Origin of the sequence: Clostridium coskatii (genome assembly GCF_001675205.1) — a bacterium.
Lineage (GTDB): Bacteria > Bacillota > Clostridia > Clostridiales > Clostridiaceae > Clostridium_B > Clostridium_B ljungdahlii.
The window spans coordinates 1-686 of record NZ_LROR01000009.1 but is presented as its reverse complement, the minus strand read 5'-3'; the positions used below and the strand labels follow the sequence as shown (position 1 = coordinate 686).

1 protein-coding gene is annotated in these 686 nt (G+C 34.3%); it reads right to left on the bottom strand.

The annotated features are described in order from the left end of the window. The coding region (locus CLCOS_RS00055) for a methyltetrahydrofolate cobalamin methyltransferase (protein WP_065080038.1) at positions 1-686 on the bottom strand (686 nt) is incomplete at both ends.

The window sequence follows — 686 nt, the reverse complement described above, 5'->3', positions numbered from 1 at the left end:
TTTGTTGGATCCATAATGTATGAGTCCATTCCACGAGCCATAGTTTGAACCATAAATAATCTATTCAATACTTTTCTTGCTGGCAAGCTATATGATATATTACTTAATCCACAGGTAGTATGTACTCCTGGATAGCTTTCCATTATTTTTTGTATTGCAGCTAGTACTTCTATTCCATTGTTTTGTCCTGCACTTATTGGTTTTATAAGTGGATCTATATATATATCATCAAGAGCTATTCCTTCTCCAGTAAGTTTTGTTATAAGGGAATCTGCTATCCTAAGCCTGTCTTCCTGTGTCTTTGGCATTCCTGTGTTGTCAATACAAAGTGCTATTATTTTAGAATTAAACTCTTTTACTAGTGGAAGTATTGTATTCCACCTTTCATCTTCTCCTGTTATGGAATTGATCATTGGTTTTCCGTTTTTTACTTTTTTTAATCCAGCTTCTAGAGCTAGAGGGTTAGGACTATCTATACATAATGGAAGGTCTGTTACCTGAAGAATATTTTCAACCAGCCATTCCATGGTTTCCACTTCAGTTTGCATAAATGTTCCACAGTTTACATCTATATAAGTTGCCCCTGCTTCTTCTTGTTTTTTTGCAATTTCCTGTATGTAGTTTCCATCTTTTTTTTCTACAGCTTCACGTATAAGCTTCCTGCTTGTATTTATTAATTCTCCTAT